Raw genomic sequence first — 17,727 nt, forward strand, 5'->3', positions numbered from 1 at the left:
CCTGTCTCTTTTCCATACCTATCCTTTCGTCCCCATCGTACTTTCAAAGCGGTACTGAATGGTATCTTTTTTGATTTCAGGGCCGGCCAGCCTGGCGTTGGTCAGCACGGGATATGTCGGGGCGTAAAAGTTCATGACCGCCTCGGGGCTGAAATCGGGGTTAGGGTCTGTCAATGTGATTTCCTGACCATTATCCTTATGGATAAAAACCCTTGATAGTATATTGGTGCTTAACATGGGTAATACTGTTAGATGTCAAATAATAAGTTGGCTTTCTGTTCCTTTTTGCGTTCAAGTTCCGCTTTGCGTTTATTGATCTCGGCCTCCTTGTCGGGGTAATCCGCAACGGTCGGCAGGATGGCCAGTGCCTCGTCGTACTTGCAAAGGGCATCAAGTTCTACGACCTTGCGCACAGCTTCCGTATAGGCCTTGCGCCTGGCATCGGCATTAACGGCATCTGCAAGTTCAAAACCCTCTTTGCCACCTTCCGGCTTGATTTTGTTTTTGGTTTTACTATCCTGTACCATTTTCGATTGCTCTTTCGCTTTGGATACACTTTTCATGTAGTCTTCCATGTTGTGGAGCAGGCCTGCTGTTTCCCGGACAGGCCGGGCAATGGTGTCGAAATAGCCTTCATCAAAATCGTCGGCCTTTCCGCTGCTGACAAACGGTTTGATGTGTTTAGCTGCAGTATCTCCGCAGGCATCCAGTTTAAAAAGTGTAGACACTGTAAAATTGCCTTTGTCGTCTGTTTGAATGGTGATACTCCAAAGGCCGGGGCAATCCAACCCGGCTATGTTGTTAAAAAAATTCGTTTTCATAATGCTTCTTTGCTTGATAAAAAGGGGGATTGCTCCCCCTTTGGGTTTAGTTAAACATTAACAGGTTGTCCGTAGGATTAAATGCAAAGCCAACGCACAGGTCGAATGCAGCCTGCCCCCTGAGTTTGGCAGTGCCTTCGGTGATGGACTTAAATTTCGCTTCACTGTCCCGGTAATTGCGGACGTTCTGAAAGTACCCGGTTACGGCATTGTATGCGCCGAAAAGCGTACCTGCTGTTGTGGTTAGCTGCTGCGTTTCGCTGCTCATAGCATACTCAAAAACTTTCTCCACCATATTATTGTAGACTGATGATAGTTCATCTGTCTTCCCTGCCAACAGGTTGTTAAGTGTTTCCTTGTTCGGAACCATCGCTACCTGAATCAGCTTTTTCAGGTTTTTGTCGCTAATACGGACTTTCGACCAACTGTTAAAAACCCCCTCCATCCCGTCGGCCATCTGATTGGAAATACCCATGAGTTTGTGGGCGACTTTAAGCCGTTCATTTGCCGAGGCAGTATGGCGTATCTTGATTGCCCCGGTGTGGTTGCTCATGGCAGCGTTGAGGGTGTTATTGCATACGATCCTGATCGGTGTAAAAGCTGCGGTGATCGAGCCGAAGCCATCATGGGATGTGGTCAGGAATAAATATTTCTCGATAAAATCGTCATTCCCAACACGGATATAGCCGGGGAGTTTAGCCGTGATAAAAATACGTTCGCCATTCCCCAAAGCGCCTGCTGTCTCGTACAGGATGCCATCTCCCCCGCCAACGATCTCGTCAAAGAACCGGAATGCATCGACATTCTGTACGATCTCGTATTCCTTTCCGACCACGCCCAAAACCTGCCGGGTATCTGTGCGAATGGTGGCCAACTGGTTAGGTACACGCGGTTCGTCCATGGTGACTGCATTGGGGTCATAGGCATACATCGGCCATTTTTCGACGGTGTAATCAAGTCCGGCGTACCGTATGGCTTCCGCACTGGTGGGATATTGGTCAACGATTTTGCCTAAGCCGTGCCAGGCACGTTCCTTAACACTGAAAAAACTGTATGAATTGTTATTGAAATTGATATTGTGTGACATGTTGTTTGAATTGAAAGGTTAAAGAATCTGGTTGTTGATTAAAAGGGCAGGTCATCATCATCTGCGGAAGTGCCTGCGGAACGGATGCCGTCTTGTTCGGCGGTTGCGTCCCGGGTAGGAGAAACGGCTTTCTCCGGCCTTTCGGGCGGTTCGGCGCGAGCGCCCGCCCCGCATAGCCTGATGTCTCTGACCGTGCAGGTGAGGTAAGGTTTCGGTTTGTTTTCGCTGTCAAGCCATGCCCTGGCCTCCACCCTGCCGAAGATTTCGACAACCAGACCTTTGGTGAGATAAGGGGCGAGGCCGTGGTTAACCCAGTAAGAACATTCCACGAAAGTGGTAACCGTCTTTTTTGCGCCATCCCTGTCCTTGAAACGGTCATTGATGGCAAGGGTGAAACCGGTGACTGTCTTCGCCCCTCCGATTTCCCTGACCGCCGCATCGGCGGTAATACATCCTGTAAATAGCATACGCATTTGTTTTAGTGAATACCCTGATTTGAAAGTCCATTCGGCGGAACCTCATTTGGCCTTTGATAGAGGCAATAAACTTGTGCGTGGGGCGGGCGGGCCAAGGCTGCCGCAAAAAATACTACCCGGAGCGCAGCGGAGGTGTGGAGATTTTTTTAGCGGCACTTGCATGGCCTTGACCGCCGGGGAGGTGTAAATTTGCCTCATCAAAGGCTAAATGAAGCTCATGAAACAAAAATGCGATTGAAGAAAGGATGTGGGAAGGAATTAATGCCTAAAGGCATTTGACCATATTTTCAATCAAAACTAAAGAAGGTTTAAATCATGACTGCCTGCCGGTTTTGGTACCGGCCGCACACCTGAAGGGCCTGGTCAGGATTTAAACATTCAGCCCCAATACACGTGAACAAGGCCAAACAGGGGTAAAGGCGAATGACCTGCCGCAGCCAGAAACCCGACTCCGGCAGGTTTTTCGCGCGGGAAGCTGCCGGTGGCTTAGCGAGCAGCGGGAATCGGAACGGTGAAGGGCGGAGCGGGTGGAGGCGCGGAACTGCGTAGCAGCTGATTTAGTGAAGAAACCGGTACGGCGAAGCGGCCGGCAGCAGAAGCCCCGTTAGGGATAGCAATGGAAATCCTTTTTGCGAAATAACAGCAAGGTAAGCCGTTTGCAAAAAGATTGGAATGGATGAGCCCGGGCCGCAGGCAACGGCGTAAAACTTCTGCCAGCCATCGTGCCGGGCGTGGCCATATTTCCCAGACGCCATTAGCGCGTACTTCCAGGAAATTTTAAATATTCAAGCTAAACATTTATTTTTAGACTATGATGGACGCACCGGAATTTATGACGCCCGAAGACGGCTACGAGCAATTGAGCCTGGGCGCCCCATTTGGAGACGACAGGGAAGAATTGGATATCTTTTGCCGGAGAATGGGAGATGCAGCAGCGTATACGATTTACGTTGATCGGATAGAAATGGGTGAGCTGATGTACGATGGTCACTGGTATCCCTTAAACGGCAGTTTGCTTACAGCCAAAGAGGTCAGCATAATCACTGCGATCATTGAACAAAGCGAAATTAAGCCGCCGGAACCGGAACCCATGAGCGATGAAGAAAAACGATTGCGGGAGTGGATGACAGCCAACGACATCCATCCCGGCAATCCGGATATGCAGGCTGTGATTATCAATTCATTCTATGCCGCTGAAAATGAGGAACACAGCGATGGGGACTTTTTATCATTGGATGAGATCGATTTTGATAAATTTGATCTGGAGCAGCCATTTGACCATAAGGAAGATGAGGAAAATGAAGCAAAAAACTGGAGGACAAGGATTAAATACGCACTGAACAATCTCGATAATTTCATGAAGTACATTAATACAGACTGGCATTAGGCAGCCGCCTTATGGAAACACAGCACCATCCGAGGCAGTTTTTGTGGCTTTCGATCTACTAAAATAAGCAAAATTAAGCAACCTCATCTCGTCCGGAAACCTCATATTTATCCTCCCTCTGATAAAATCGCTATCTTAGCAGTAAATGAGCGACATAGAACGATTTAACCTCTATTGGCTTTGCCATGCCATGACAGCGCCGGTAGCGGCGATTGAGCAATATTATTACGATTCCCTTACCAAGAAATTCTTTGTTGAAAAATCGGGCATCCTGTTCGATATGTTGGATCTGCAATTAATACCGGCAGAGGCTGAAGACCTCATCAAAAGATTGAGGGATATTGACACCGAAGCTTCAAGAATCGTTGAAATACCAAGGCTGAACCTACAGGAGAAGGTTTCCGTGCAATTACTGTTTCTGTCGAAATTCCAGGGTATTATCCATGAAGAAAAACTAAGGCTCGAAGCTGAGCAGCAAAAAGACAGCTACGGCTTTGCGCTGGACAAACTGGAAGCGATGGACCCGGCCCTCTCGCCCATGTTGGAATATTGGGAAAACTTTAAATTAAAAACCGTTCAATTCTACCTGGAGAAATTTACAGGCATCATCGGCATAACCTCAAAGATGTTTTGATCCAGGACAAGAGCATTATCGACCTAAAAGTTTCAATAACTAGGGCCCAACTAAAGACAAGGACGATAAATACATTCAGAACTTCCCTATAGAAGAATGATGGTATTCATAATAATACATAAATACATTAGCCAGCTGACTGTCCGTTAGCGGATCATTATCACCCAACTGGTCGATCTTTACATCTTCAACCCGGTAATCAGTTCCTGCGAGGATGTTATAAATGATAGCGGGATTGAATAATTTATCAATGGCCTCATACCGGGTTTGGCCGAACCCCGCTTTGTACAATTTACTTGTACCATCGTTGCTCCAGCTTTGAACAGTTGGCGTGAACACTTTAATCAATTGAACAGCTTTGAGCGGGTCATTTTCCAATTGAACCTTCAGCTGTTCTTCAAGTCCAGCTCGGTCCGCCTCGCTCCACCAAATAATTAGCCGCCATAAATTGCTATCGGAAAAATCAGTTACTAAAATCTTCCCGAAATAAGCGGCTTTAAAACGTTGCAGAAAATAAGCATGAATTTCAGCCTCGTTTGCAGCGTCAAAATATTTTTTTGTTTCCTTTTCATTCTTGTAGAACAACCAATAACAGATTTCCATGGCGAACTCCATGTCATCAGTTAAACTGAAAACATTCAGCGCATGAGCTACCCTCCTTTCGGCAGATAAATTCAAAATCAGCCGGGCAATTATCTTTGCCCCTTCCGCCCTGGTCGTATAAGCGCTGAATTCACCTTCTTCAATTGGCAATTCAGGGCCCATATGGGTCAGCAACTCTGAAAGCTTTTCAGATTGTATCTCAGGCAAAGAATCTTCCCAAAGCCGCATTTTGAATATCACATCCTTAACGGCAGTATCTTGGAACAATAATTTCATTTTTTTCGCAGCCTGGGTCAAGTCCATTACTTCCAGTTCCTTCAGGAATTGATCAAAGAATACATCAGAAAGGTCACCTTCAAGGACTGCATAGGTAAAATACCTTTCAAAATATTTTCCTGAACAAATCCTTTTCTCTTTATACCATTCGCGCCAGCTATCCTCAGCATACCCGACATTACGACAGACATACTCATATTGAGGAAAAAGAGCCATCCAAATTTCCTGAACCCGCTTTCTTGTTTTTTATCAAAACCCGCAAGAAACTGTCCCGTTTCAGTAGTAATCGTCCCTTTATCCGGGCTGCCGGCAAACATTGATTTCCTATCCCGCATATTATCCGTGATGAACAAAGCTGAATTCATCCGCATAAATTCGTAAGCCCCGGGAAATAAAACCTTTAAGCCTTCTACAAGCATGACATCGGTGGTACATACTTCACCGACGAGCAGGGGCAAGGAGAAAAACAGCGCGTTGGCATAGCGGATAGCGAGGCGCGGATTATCAATAACAGGTAAGAAATTCTCATCAAACACATTGCGGTACCGATTTACTTCATCCATTGTCAGCGTCAGCTCCATATCCTGAAACACGTTGTCAAGCATTTCATTCGTATAGTCACGTAAAGCAGGCTTGATAGCCTTAGGAATTTTGAGGGGAACCTGTATAATCTTCTCCAGGAACTGGTAACCATTGTTCGTTTTTCCATCCCCATAGAGCGGAGCCAATGCGCCCGCCACCATCTCGTCATCAAATGCCAGTATATAAGCCGTATTGCAAAAGTCGCCTACCAGCTTGACCAGTTTAAAAATACATTGCACCTCTCTGACGTCGAGCCGGTCGATATCATCCACGCATACCACTATTTTCTTTCCTGAAGCCCTGATAACCCCATCCACCCGGCCCTTCAATTCTTCCGTCGACACCTGATTAAGTTTATCTCCCATTTCCTTAACGCCATCAAGGCTGATTCCCGCTAACTTTGTCACGTTACCGATTACGCTGCCATAATCGCTGAGCACCTTACCAATATTTTCCTTTTTTGTCTTTATCGAAAGTTTAAGCTCATAAGCGATAGTGTCGAAGAAAGCCTTGATCAGCTTTTCCTGATCGCTGAAAAACCAGGGATTGAAATTGATGACAATACAATTTTCAGGTAGTTCCCGTTTGATGAAGTTCATCACAGTGGTCTTTCCTTCTCCCCATTTGCCGTACAAGCCAATCACGAGCGACCTTTCCGAGGAATTCATATCGATTAGCCGGGCAATTCTCTTAGAGAACTCATATCGTTGAAATCGATCGTGTTCCTTAAGGCTTTTGGGTTGATCAGTATTGATGGTGTTATTCATAATAAAAAGTCGTGCAGGCTCAGGGTTTGCTGAAGTAAATATATTTATTCCGGCAATTAATTCAAGTCCATGGTTTTTTGAAAACAAGTCTTACAGATAAGTTACCGCACGGAAAAACAAGTGATTACTTTTCCCATATCGAAGAATTATTCAAATGAAAATTTCCGGGATATGTAAAAAGCACAAAAGCCTGCAGGCGATGTCTTGATATAAAAAAATTAGCCTTTGCGGTTGCAAAGGCTACAGAATAGTAACGGATAATTGAATGCCGTCTTGTAAAAAGGCTATTTCGTTAGACCGTATCACTTAAAACGTCCGGCTGCATCGCTGCTCTTGCTACTGCAAGATCATATTCCATTTGCATACCGAGCCAATATTGAGCGCTCATCCCAAAATACCCTTCCAGTCGTAAGGCTAGTTTCGCGGAAATATTTCGTTTCCCAACGAATATTTCGCTTAGGTGCTGAGGCAATATTTCCAAAGCAACTGCAGCTTCCTTTTTTACAAGTCCCCTTTCATTAATTTCCTCCAGCAAAAATTCTCCCGGATGAAATGCAGCAATTTCAATTTCAGTACCTGTATGATCTAATACTTGATTAATCATATGGATAGTAAAAGCGCTCCTGGCGCATTAGTTTATGAGTAGTGGTCTGATATTTCATCGATCTCTATGATTTCCACTCCTCCCAGTTTGTCAATACCGAATATAAGGCGAAAAGCTCCGCTTAGGCGGACACTGTATTTTCCCTTATACCGTTTTTCTTTTAATTTTTCAAAGTGCAAAGGTTTTATCAGGCGTAAGTCCTGCGTATTTTTGGCGCTTTTCATTTGAAAAATGCGCTTTTGAAACGACAAAATAACTTCAGGTGAATAAGCCTGCTTTCCTGTTAACTCTTTCCTTTTCGCTAATTCTTCTAAATTCTGATTTGTAAACTTAATGATCATAAAAATTTACTTTAGGCCGTATTCCTGGAACACGACTGGTTAGTTCCAAGCACCTGTCCTATGGGACTTTAGCGCCTGTTTTGGTAGGTACAGTTTCTGATTGCTTCATAATACTCATGGTTAAATAAGGGAATTCTGTTTTGGTACAACAAACATAAAAACTTTTTTGATAATTACCAAAATTTGGTAATTATTTATATTTGCTTCTTTAAGTGCAGACTTACCAGCACCCCTGGGCGTTGGTGAGGATTTAAGCATATACCTCCGGAAAACACCGAAACTATAGGCGAATGGCCTGCCTACCCTAAGCACCAAACCAGGCAGGCGTTTCGCGCGGGTAGCTGTCAGCGGCTGAACAAGTACCGGGAATCGGAATGGTGAAAGGTGTGAAGAGTACTGGAACCGTAGAGCGGTGTCGGGCCGACTTGAAGAACTTAAAGAAATCGATCTGACTGAACGCATGCAATCCAGAAATCAATTTTAACGACAATCGATTTAATAGATCTGGAAATCCAGCCCGACAGAATAACGATGGCTTTATGATTTTGAAGAAATATAAAGCAACCGACACAGTTGGATTGATTAGACGCAAACAAATGAACGCGAACTCAAACTACCGTCATTTACAATAATAAAGCAGCAGGGACATGGTTAGGTCATTCAATACCTCCTGTTTCTCTCATTAGCTTCATTTTAACGGCTTATTTTTAAAAAATCTCCTAATTCTTAGATATCAATTCTATTATCATTGCTCTTAGTGGTGCTTCTGTCGGCTTTTACATATGCACATCGAGAGGAACTGCCTTGTTATTCAATAATAATACACATAACGCTATTCTATTTAGCCAAAATAAATTATTTTATCCGTTGTATATAAAATTCACCGTTAGTCAGTGTATGCTTTTCTGAGTTTGCGCTGACGCCTAAGTACAGTGTGCCTGAAAAAGTACCCATCATTCTATAAGTTGTTATTTGGGTGAATTTAATCCGCGTATCTGCAAGTAGGTCCGCACCGAATTCCTTACCATACGAGGAAAATAATTGATTCTTACTATTATACCAGGTTAGCTGTACCAGGTTGGCCTTAGCCGTAGTATCCGTCTTGGCTCCAAAATTCTGGTAATATTTACCTGTCACCAATGAATCTTTATTAACGCCAACCACAATTAGCCTGCTGGTACCCGGCTCCAGTGAATTAGCCTGACCGCTAAAGCTGAAATCGAAATTGCCGCTGGCGTCTTTTTTATTAAAATTACCCTGCACCAATGCGGTAAATTTATAAGTGGTAGTGTCTGCTTTAAATTTGATATAGAAATGGGTATCCGTTGTATCCGTTGCAGAGATGGTGGTGTCCGTAGCTCCTCCTACTTGTTTTTGGGTATCGGGTTTACTAATCGTTGTCGCCTCCTGCTTACCGCAGGACAATGCAATGATCGAAATAACCAACAAACTCATGATAATCGGGTTCTTATTCATAATAAATTGTTCCGTTAAGCATTTTAATTATTTTTCTTTACAAAATTTCCCCATCATCTCCCCACCGTCCAGGCAACCATCTTGTCTATCGTAAGGATTTGGTTCTTATCCCCGCTGATCAGCCTTATTTTATCGCCATCCTTTCATAGGCACATTCGGCAGTCATCCCGTTGATCTCAATGTCTACTTTGCTGCCGGAAATAAAGGTCATCTTTCCGCTTACCATGCCGCCCATCAGTCCCCCGGATTGTTTATAGGTGCCGCTTAAACCGATGCGGCAACCAGCAAGCATCACGGCGCTTAATAAAATGATCGATCTGATGAGTGTCTTCATTGTTAACCCAATTTTGATAATATGTGACTTTATATCCGCGGATACGCCTGTCAAACTATTTCAGTAGCAGCAGGAGCTGCCAGCGGATTGGCCATTACATAGGTGTTGTTGGCAATCGCAGCTAATGCTTTTATTTGTTCCGCCAGGAACCGGAACAGCACCAGGGTAAAATAGCCAAGGAAAGGAAACAGGATGATACCTGCGAAGCCTATCCCTGATGGGATGGCCATCGGAATCAGGCTGCCCAGATAACCGTTCTCCCCGCTTAGAAATATTCCGGCAATCAGGGAAAACCCGGTTCCTGCAATGAACAGCCAAATCGCCAGGTTCTCGCCCATGGTCTGGATAAAATGGGCAAAAATCGGGGTTGCGACAAAATCATCCCGATTGCCTGTAATCACATCCAGCTTATCCTTCCGGTTCCACCAAAGCAGCATCCCGGTTACCGCGGCAATGGTTATAAAGACCAGTATCAGCAAAAATGCCAATACGACCTTAAAAGGCGCGTCAAACAAGTGATTGCCCAAAGCAGATATGAGGATACCTACAGGTATAATACCATGCAGCACAGTGATCAGCATATACAGCCATTTATAGGGTTTACGAAAAATGGCGCCACTGTCAATGTAGGCGAAAAGTGCTTTGGCAAGGTTCAGGAATTTAATGATCATGACTTTGTGTTTTAAGGGTTATTGATCAACGACTGAACTAACCTACGCGAAGCAGTTCGCGGATGCAATACGCGTTTATTAGTTGTCTGCCGCTATTTATTTTCCGTGTGCTATGGTCACCATTCTTTGATTCGTAGCAACGGATCGTTTCTGTGAAATTTACAGCGCAAATACCTATATTTGATTGACAACCGGTTCACAAGGAAACTGACTTATGAAAGGTATCATTATCGCAATTTTACTGACCCTGATCGCACCTACGGTTTCGGCACAAAATAAAAAGATCGACTCTCTTGAATCTTTGCTGAAAAGAGTTGCTTCGCGTGATACGTCTAAAATTGCCATCTTAAACGAACTGGCTTTCGCCTATATCAATGTGAATCCCACCCGGGGGCTGTCGTATGCAAACCAATCCATCGATTTATGTATCAGGTTTAAAAACAACCGCAGGTTAGGTACCGCCTATAATTACAAAGCTTTGAATTACTCAAGCTTAGGAAATGACACATTGGCAATAACCTGGTATACCCAGGCCATTCGGCTTGCCCGGCTCAATTTTGATAAGGACGGTGAAGGCCGTGTCCTGAATAACCTGGCCATCTTATATACGGACCGTTCCGAGTACAAAAAAGCACTGGGGCTTCGTTTAAACGCGCTGAAGTTGTTCGGAGAACTAAAAAACAATAAGGCGATCGGTAGCCTTTACAACAATATCGGAGTAACCTACCTGTACCTGGCGGATTATCCGGAGGCCCTTGCTTATTATTTTAAAGCATTAGGTATAGCCCAGATCATGGGTGATCCCAATGCCCAGGCCCAGGCCTTAATGAATATTGGCCTGGTTTATAAGAAACTCGGAAATTATCGCAATACGTTCGCCTACTATCAAAAATCTTTGAAGCTGTACCGGCAACTGGGGGATCAGCAGCAACTGGCAGGTATGTACGCCAACCTCGCTACTGCCTATGATGAACAGGGGCAACAGCAAAAAGCACTTGAACTGTACAACCAGGCGCTTGCCATCAGCCGGCAGATCAAATATAAACGGGGTGAAGCAAGTAACCTGACCAATATCGGGATCGTATACGGCAACCTGGGAGTATACAGTACAGCTTTCCATTACCTTCAACAGGCCCTGGGCCTTTATCAACAATCACCTGATTACAATTCCATGTCTGTCATCTATAATGAACTGGCTGAACTGACGCTGACAGCGCCGGACACTGCGTTGGCAAAGCTTAACCTACTAAAAGACCGGTTAATGGCTGCCCGGGCTTATGCTGCGCTCTGTATTAAACTGAGCCATGAATCGGGGGCTGCGGAGCGCGAAATGAACGGCTGGCAAACACAAAGCCTCATCCAAGAAAAACTACACCAGTACGATGCGGCCTTAGGTGACTATAAAAAATATACCCGACTGAAAGACAGCATTTTCAATGATGAAAAAAAGCAGGCGGTCGCACGGACGGAAATACAGTTCGAAGCGGATAAAAAGCAAGCGCTTGCCGAGGCGGCCGTTCAAAGGGAAAAGATCGTCAAAAATACAATTATGGCAGGATCAGGATTGCTCGGTTTAACCGCCGTAACTTTGTTTATATCCTATAAGAAAAGACGCGATGCTATCCAGGTAAAGCAGGATCTGTTGCACCGGTCAAAGGTCTCAGCGATTGAGATGAAGGTTCTTCGTTTACAACTCAACCCGCATTTTATTTTTAATTCGCTCAATTCCATCAGTAATTTCATCACCAGGAATGATGTTAAAACCGCCGATTATTTTTTAGCGAAATTTGCGAGGCTGATGCGGGGAACATTGGAAAACTCGGAGGAAAAAGAGATCAGTCTTGCGGAAGAGCTTCAAATGACAGAATTGTATATGCAGCTGGAGGCTATTCGGCTCGATCATAAATTCACCTATGAATTTAAAATAGCGGAGCATATCAACCCGGAACTTACCCTGGTGCCGCCGCTGATACTGCAACCTTTTGTGGAAAACAGCATCTGGCATGGCTTTGCCGGAAAAGAGGGAAAGGGGCACCTCCTGATCGAGATCATGCGCGATGACCAAGTACTGCATTGCACTATTACTGATGATGGTGTCGGGAGGCAAGAAAAATCTAAAGAGGGAAAAAAGTCATTCGGTGTAAAAATTACAGGCGACCGGCTGGCCCTGCTCAATAGGTCAAAAGATACCCGCGCCGGTGTACATATCATTGACCTGGAAAAAGGCACAAGGGTCGAACTGAAATTACCGTATGAAACCCATTTTGAAGCATGATCAGCGCCGTAATCATAGATGATGAACCACACTGTATTGACCGGCTGCGCTACCTGGCAGATCATTACTGTGCAGGGGACCTTTTTATTGCAGGGACTGCAGACCGGGTAGACAGCGGTTTTGAACTGCTCAAAGAACTGAAACCGCAACTGGTGTTTCTCGATATACAAATCCACCAGCAAACGGGCTTCGACCTTTTAAAAAAATATACCAACATACCATTTCAGGTTGTCTTCACCACGGCCTTTGAACAATATGCTATCCGGGCTTTTAAATTCAGCGCGGTTGATTATTTATTAAAACCGATAGACCCGGACGAATTTCAACTTACCGTGAAAAAGCTCGGGGAAAGAATTGACCGTGAGCACCACCTGGACAAGGTCGAGCTTTTGTTTCAAAATATCAAACGAACAGGACTACATGATCCTAAAATCACGGTTCCTACGGTGTCGGGCTTGGAATTGATCAGAGTTCAGGACATTATTCGCTGCCAAAGCGATGTGAATTATACCACCATCTTTATGAAAGACAAGAAAAGCCTGATGGTGGCCAAAACCTTAAAGCAATTTGAGGGGCTGTTATCATCTTACGGCTTCTTTCGTATCCATAACTCCCACCTGGTGAACCTGGCTTATATCAAAAGTTATCACAAAGGCAAAGGTGGTTATGTACAATTGGAAGACAAAACTGAGCTGGAAGTTTCTTCGCGGCGTAAGGATGACTTTCTGGTAAGGCTGTCTGCTTTAAAATGATCCGTCGGATAATTCTTCAGTATGATGATGACCATCTTTCAAAAAATAAACGATTACCCAAATTAAATAACTAAAGGCCCACAGTCAATCATTCCGGATTGCTCAGTCAAGTGCTGACATTTACCTTCAGCAAATTAACAACTCCACGAAAAGTGATGTGGCTTAAATAACTACGTTAAATCTGAACTTATGCGCAGTTTTATAATACTATTGACCGGAATGGCCCTATTGGGAAGTAACGTTACCTGTGCCCAGTCAAATCCAAAAAACGCTTCATTGGGTAAAGCCATAAAAGACCTCGGTTCTTTTTTTAAAAAAAAGCCGGCATCCCTACCCGCTGGTAATGATAAATTACCTGCAAACAATGCTGCTGTACAGGCTGACAAAGGGAACGCCGGAGCACTCAGCCCCGGCGCTGTATCATTGGCCGTAGACAAACTATTTGATTTCAATAAGGGTGTAGCGATTGTAAGAAAAGGAACGTCAGCAGCACTTATTGATCCTAAGGGTAACCTGGTGGTGCCTTTTAACAGTTATGATTTTTCATATTACACGGTTTCCGTCCTGCAAAATGTGTTGCTAAGCAACGGATTGCTACGATTTCAGACAACGGACCACCAGCAATGGGGCTATATGAACAGTTCGGCAACAGTGATCGCCAGGGGGGTGCTGAACGACTTAACAGACAATAAAAGATTATTGGAGCTGAACAATAGTGGCCGGTGGACCTATACCACACCGGACGGTAAAAAATATTTCCCCGGTGACCGGTTGGCCGACATCAACGAGGGAATTGGCATTATGCGACGCCAGATAAATGGCAATGTAATAATAGGATATAAACGCTTAAGCGGCGATCCGCTGGTTACAACCGCATTCGATGAGCTTTACCGTTTTTCGGAAGGGCTGGCCGTCGTCGGAAAAAAGGACCAGTTCGGGGATATTAAATATGGTTATATCAATACTGATGGAAAGCTGGTCATTCCTTTACTGTATTCTATAAAACCCTCGGAATTTTCCGGAGGTTATGCACGGGTGGTGCCAAAGGACAAATCAGCATTTGAGTACGCTTTTATTAATAAAAAAGGAGAGATTGTGTTTAGACAAACGCAGGCAGATATCCTTAAATACGGCACCTTTGACCATTTCACCACTTATGGCATGGCCTTTAACATGAAATATGTAATGGATGCCACTTTTAAACTAACCAGCAAGGCCGATTTCTTTAAATCCTATGGGATCCCGGCAGACTCCTGGTTCATCGGCGAACAAAATTCTGTGGAAGGTGAAACGAATCCCAAGTTACTGTATAGTACCCGGGGAGTAGTAGGCACCTATACCAGGTTGCCGCTGACCGGTTTTATAAATTTCGGAACCGGAAAAGTAGTAGCACCGGTATTCGATCTGTTAAATGTGAATGCTATCTATTTTGACCCAACTGCGAAACTGGCCTATGCCAAAGTATGCCTGGGCAAAAGTAACACAGGCGCACTGATCTATCGTGAAGGGTATATTAATGAAAACGGGCTATTCGTCATTGTTAAAGCGGAAGGATCAAGATGGTAGAAGGTATCGTATCTCATTAGCTTACTGACATTTCTCAGAGACGAATCTACTAAGGCTACCTCGCCGTTGATATATCTAAACTCAGGAACCAAATTTTCAAACGCATTTTCAGAAAGCCTCGCTTTTGGTGGAGTCCAGTATTGCGAACGCAAATGGCCCCTTGTTATTACTAAAAACAGCTCCATAATCAAACACAATTACTTTATTCAAATCGTTCAATTCAGTTTTGAGATACCCAATGATAAAGCTGATTTGGACCATTAATAAAGGAGCAAAATACCTAAAAGTAGTGATGGCAAGAAAAATGTCGAATACATATCTTTGGGTTTGATTTTGTCAAATCAAATCAAAAAATAAGTTTAGGTGAATGCCCCGGTCAGCGAGTGAGTGGGGCATTTGAACTTTGCCCATTTTGGCAAGAGCTGCAACACTAAGGCTCTAATTCTTAAGCTTTTTTCGCTGACAGCGTTGTTATTTTGATATACCCGTAATGTTCCGCGCAGCTGCGGCAGGCGGCTCCATTATACACGCGCTATAACCCCGTGTTTCATTGCGCCGTCAGCCTCCCCGCCCCACGCAAAACAGTTGCATTCGCAACAGATTTGCCTCCCCTCGCGATTGCAGATATAGAATTGTCTTTAAGACCTCAAATTGATTTGTCTTCGGATATCTCAAAATTAATTTGGCACCGTGTCTAATAACTAATAGATAAGTATTAAGAATGCCCGGTTCCGGCCATTCTTCTAAATGCAGATTTGATCTGCAGGCCCGCTACCGGGTTTCGAAGCTGTCCAATTTCGCGGCAGCATTTTCACCATAACAATAACGAAACCCGGCATGCCGTCCCAGAAAATGTTTTTGCAGGAAAGATGAAAGGGCTTTTGAAAAACAAAGATCTGACCATTCCGGAAAGCGAAAAGGGGTCGGGTCGACCTTCTTTTACCCTGCCGCTGACATGACCACCGCCGGCGCGTGCAACGCAGCTGGCATTCGGATCCTTAGGGGTGATGGCATACATCAGAACCAGATACAGTACATAATTAATTCAAATCTTTATAATCGCGTTAATTTTCCGGTGGGTTTCCATAACAATAGCATCCATTTCCTCTACACATTGACCAAGCATCAGGTAGATCTCGTCTTTTTCTCCCGGTTCAGCCATAGCGAGCATATCCATCAGACCCAGCATCGAAGCCACTGGTCGCCTGATCTCGTGGGAGCTCAGCCAGGCCACCTCTTTTAATAATTCATTCTGACGCTTGTTTTCCTGCAGCGAACGCTTAAGTTCGTCAATATCCTTGATCGCCCCGATCAGACGCACCGGCGCTTTGTCTTCGTCATAGATGAAATAACCCTGGTCAAGAATATACCTGTAACGACCTTCCCCGCAATCTACCCGGTACTCGCAGCTCCAGTTCGTTTTTCTATCCGCGCTTATTTTTCCCTGGCTGCTGATCACCTCATCAACATCATCAGGGTGGATCAGGCTGCGCCACCATTCCAGGTTGTAGCTTATCTCTTCAGGCGGAACATCGATCAGCCGGGTGAGGCTGGTATTATAGATCAGGCGATCCTTTAATATGTCGAGATCATAGATGATATCATTGGTAGCTTGGCTAACCAGTTCATATCTTTCAACAGCTTCCTTTAACTGAATATCCTTAATCCGGCTTTCGGTGATATCAGAAAAATATACCGCTACGCCCTCAGCAGTTGGATAAGCCGCCACGCGGATCCATTTCATCAGAACCAGTGAATAATCCTCCTTCCGGACTACTATACGCTCCTCCAGTGCCTTCTGATAAACCGCATAGAAACGATTTTGGGCTTTTGGAAAAAGCGTACAAATATTTTCCCCTATGATCTGGCTGTGCTTTTTGTCGATGATCGCCCGGAATGCCGCATTAACGCGGATAATGCGCATGTCCGTGTCCAGCGCAAAGAAAGCATCACTAATACTGTCCAGTGTATTTTCCAGGTTTTGCAGGTGCCTGTTTCTTTCGTTTTCCATGAGCCGCAGCTCCGAAATATCCTGCATCGAACCGACTACTTTGATTTCTTCAACATCAGGTTCAAGCCGGGCGAGCTGCCGGATATAGCGGGTTTCGCCGTTAAGCGCGCTGATCCGGTGCGTGATATCAACAGGCGTGCCGTTTTCGATCAGCTCTCCAAGCGCGCTGATCATTAGCGGCCTGTCTTCCGGAAAAATATGCTCAATATATATGTCAAAAAGTTCCCTGGGATCTTCCGGGCTGATGCCGGTCAGGTTGTACAGTTCCTCCGACCAAAGCAATTTTCTTTGTTCCGGAAAGAAAACCCAACCACCGACCCGGGAGATCAACTGGGTTTCACGAAGTTTTTTCTTTTCTTCAAACAGATCTTCATTGAGCTTTTCCAGCGCCTGTTCAAACAAGGTACGTTCGGTCATATCGCGTGCCATGACCAGCGTGCCGGCCTGTTTGTTAAAGGTAAGTTTGTGCGACGTGATACTGACATACAACATGGCCCCACCCTTTCTGATATGTCGCCAGGTGCCGCTTTGGTTGAGTTCGTCCGAGAGGCGCCGGATTGAAGCGAGCACATCAAACGCATCTTCAGATGGCCGGATATCGAGGATCGATTTTTCCAGGAACTCAGCCCTGCTGTAGCCGTAATTTTTTACCGCAGCGTCATTTACTGATACGATCCGCAGCGATTCATCATAGATCCACATAGGAACAGGATTAGCCTCGTAGATCGCCCGGTACTGATCGCCGACTTCCAGTGACAGCCGGCCGTAGGAACGGATGAGGTAATACAGCATGAGACCGGTGAGGCTAACAAATGTATAACCTTTAATACTGCTCAGCCAAACCAGTGACCGATCACCAACATACGGGGCCAGGGCAAAAAGGAAGTGGTCACTGCATGTGATCCAAAGTATACTGGCTACGACATACAAGGTCGCGATCCGAAATGCACCGTTACTCATAAATATTTATACATGGTGAAGGGAATGGATTCAAACGATCCGCTTATGTGAAGTTTAATTAGAAATTAAAACACAACAAGTTTCGGGATCTTGTGGTAAAATTC

At 44.9% G+C, this 17,727-nt stretch carries 17 protein-coding genes; 5 read left to right on the plus strand and 12 right to left on the minus strand.

Annotation, left to right across the window (positions count from 1 at the left end; genetic code table 11):
• Window positions 1–18: 18 nt before the first annotated feature.
• From MTO98_RS26130 to MTO98_RS26145, 4 genes are read right to left on the minus strand one after another with little or no spacing between them, the layout of a single operon-like run.
• Window positions 19–237 carry a PRTRC system protein C gene (locus MTO98_RS26130; protein ID WP_243481925.1) on the minus strand — a complete coding sequence of 73 codons (219 nt, stop codon included), beginning with the start codon at window positions 235–237 and terminating at the stop codon, window positions 19–21.
• 11 nt (window positions 238–248) lie between these two features.
• Window positions 249–821, minus strand: coding sequence for a hypothetical protein (locus MTO98_RS26135; protein WP_243481926.1), 573 nt, complete (start codon window positions 819–821; stop codon window positions 249–251).
• Window positions 822–867: 46 nt separating this feature from the next.
• A complete protein-coding gene (locus MTO98_RS26140; RefSeq protein ID WP_243481927.1) occupies window positions 868–1,908 on the minus strand; it encodes a DUF932 domain-containing protein in 1,041 nt (346 codons plus the stop codon).
• A gap of 38 nt (window positions 1,909–1,946) precedes the next feature.
• The gene (locus MTO98_RS26145) at window positions 1,947–2,375 is read right to left on the minus strand and encodes a single-stranded DNA-binding protein (RefSeq protein WP_243481928.1); all 429 of its coding nucleotides are present in this window, start codon (window positions 2,373–2,375) and stop codon (window positions 1,947–1,949) included.
• An 820-nt stretch (window positions 2,376–3,195) separates the two neighbouring features.
• Between MTO98_RS26145 and MTO98_RS26150 the strand changes: the two genes are divergently transcribed.
• Both MTO98_RS26150 and MTO98_RS26155 read left to right on the plus strand, forming a co-directional pair.
• On the plus strand, window positions 3,196–3,771 hold the full coding sequence (locus tag MTO98_RS26150; protein ID WP_243481929.1) for a hypothetical protein: 576 nt from the start codon (window positions 3,196–3,198) through the stop codon (window positions 3,769–3,771).
• Between the two features lie 145 nt (window positions 3,772–3,916).
• Window positions 3,917–4,405 (plus strand): hypothetical protein, encoded by a 489-nt coding sequence (locus MTO98_RS26155; RefSeq protein ID WP_243481930.1) that lies wholly within the window; start codon window positions 3,917–3,919, stop codon window positions 4,403–4,405.
• A gap of 75 nt (window positions 4,406–4,480) precedes the next feature.
• Here MTO98_RS26155 and MTO98_RS26160 read toward each other — a convergent pair whose 3' ends face one another.
• The 7 genes from MTO98_RS26160 to MTO98_RS26190 all read right to left on the minus strand — a co-directional run bounded on the left by MTO98_RS26160 (window position 4,481) and on the right by MTO98_RS26190 (window position 10,059).
• The gene (locus MTO98_RS26160) at window positions 4,481–5,284 is read right to left on the minus strand and encodes a hypothetical protein (protein WP_243481931.1); all 804 of its coding nucleotides are present in this window, start codon (window positions 5,282–5,284) and stop codon (window positions 4,481–4,483) included.
• Window positions 5,285–5,325: 41 nt separating this feature from the next.
• Window positions 5,326–6,720, minus strand: a complete 1,395-nt coding sequence (locus tag MTO98_RS26165; RefSeq protein WP_243481932.1) for a P-loop NTPase fold protein — start codon at window positions 6,718–6,720, stop codon at window positions 5,326–5,328.
• 205 nt (window positions 6,721–6,925) lie between these two features.
• Entirely contained in the window at window positions 6,926–7,237 is a 312-nt protein-coding gene (locus tag MTO98_RS26170) for a HigA family addiction module antitoxin (RefSeq protein WP_243481933.1), read from the minus strand.
• Window positions 7,238–7,269: 32 nt separating this feature from the next.
• The gene (locus MTO98_RS26175) at window positions 7,270–7,578 is read right to left on the minus strand and encodes a type II toxin-antitoxin system RelE/ParE family toxin (RefSeq protein WP_243481934.1); all 309 of its coding nucleotides are present in this window, start codon (window positions 7,576–7,578) and stop codon (window positions 7,270–7,272) included.
• A gap of 855 nt (window positions 7,579–8,433) precedes the next feature.
• Window positions 8,434–9,054: a hypothetical protein gene (locus MTO98_RS26180; protein ID WP_243481935.1), complete on the minus strand. Its 621-nt coding sequence runs from the start codon at window positions 9,052–9,054 to the stop codon at window positions 8,434–8,436.
• 124 nt (window positions 9,055–9,178) lie between these two features.
• Window positions 9,179–9,388 (minus strand): hypothetical protein, encoded by a 210-nt coding sequence (locus MTO98_RS26185; protein ID WP_243481936.1) that lies wholly within the window; start codon window positions 9,386–9,388, stop codon window positions 9,179–9,181.
• Window positions 9,389–9,438: 50 nt separating this feature from the next.
• Window positions 9,439–10,059, minus strand: coding sequence for a hypothetical protein (locus tag MTO98_RS26190; protein ID WP_243481937.1), 621 nt, complete (start codon window positions 10,057–10,059; stop codon window positions 9,439–9,441).
• 214 nt (window positions 10,060–10,273) lie between these two features.
• Between MTO98_RS26190 and MTO98_RS26195 the strand changes: the two genes are divergently transcribed.
• The 3 genes from MTO98_RS26195 (at window position 10,274) to MTO98_RS26205 (ending at window position 14,652) form a co-directional block, all read left to right on the plus strand.
• On the plus strand, window positions 10,274–12,334 hold the full coding sequence (locus MTO98_RS26195) for a tetratricopeptide repeat protein (protein ID WP_243481938.1): 2,061 nt from the start codon (window positions 10,274–10,276) through the stop codon (window positions 12,332–12,334).
• On the plus strand, window positions 12,331–13,086 hold the full coding sequence (locus MTO98_RS26200; protein WP_243481939.1) for a LytTR family DNA-binding domain-containing protein: 756 nt from the start codon (window positions 12,331–12,333) through the stop codon (window positions 13,084–13,086). The genes MTO98_RS26195 and MTO98_RS26200 overlap by 4 nt, the downstream gene beginning before the upstream one ends.
• Window positions 13,087–13,275: 189 nt before the next feature.
• On the plus strand, window positions 13,276–14,652 hold the full coding sequence (locus MTO98_RS26205) for a WG repeat-containing protein (RefSeq protein ID WP_243481940.1): 1,377 nt from the start codon (window positions 13,276–13,278) through the stop codon (window positions 14,650–14,652).
• A gap of 1,045 nt (window positions 14,653–15,697) precedes the next feature.
• On the opposite strand, the gene MTO98_RS26210 is transcribed toward MTO98_RS26205, so the two are convergent.
• Window positions 15,698–17,593: a PAS domain-containing protein gene (locus tag MTO98_RS26210; RefSeq protein WP_243481941.1), complete on the minus strand. Its 1,896-nt coding sequence runs from the start codon at window positions 17,591–17,593 to the stop codon at window positions 15,698–15,700.
• Window positions 17,594–17,727 lie beyond the last annotated feature (134 nt).

The sequence above is a fragment of the Mucilaginibacter sp. SMC90 genome (assembly GCF_022811725.1).
Lineage (GTDB): Bacteria > Bacteroidota > Bacteroidia > Sphingobacteriales > Sphingobacteriaceae > Mucilaginibacter.